The sequence below is a fragment of the Psychromonas sp. MB-3u-54 genome (genome assembly GCF_002836415.1).
GTDB lineage: Bacteria > Pseudomonadota > Gammaproteobacteria > Enterobacterales > Psychromonadaceae > Psychromonas.
Genome location: NZ_PJBP01000045.1, coordinates 1 through 357 on the forward strand (window position 1 = coordinate 1; position 357 = coordinate 357).

Here is a 357-nt window from a genome sequence, read left to right on the forward strand (position 1 = left end):
TGCTGCTTAAACAAGGTAAAGCAAAAGTTAAAAAAAGAATGCCTTTCACTATTAAAATGGTGGAAGATACAACCGAATTTATACAGCCGATCATTGGTGGTATGGACACTGGCAGCAAGAATATTGGTTGTGCCGCTACAGCCAACGGAAAAGTGTTATATCAAAGCGAAGTTAAGTTGCGCACCGATATATCCAAGAAAATGCAGCAACGCGCTATGTATCGCAGAACGCGGAGAGGCAGAAAGTGCCGATATCGTCCTGCTCGATGGGCAAATCGCGCATCAATGCGTAAAAAAGGCCGATTAGCACCGTCTATTCGCAGTAAGGTTGATTCACATTTACGAGAAAAGAAATATG

At 42.9% G+C, this 357-nt stretch carries 1 protein-coding gene; it reads left to right on the plus strand.

Annotation, left to right across the window (positions count from 1 at the left end; all coding sequences use genetic code 11):
• On the plus strand, positions 1–357 hold a 357-nt coding region (locus CXF72_RS00525), incomplete at both ends, for an RRXRR domain-containing protein (protein ID WP_198552452.1).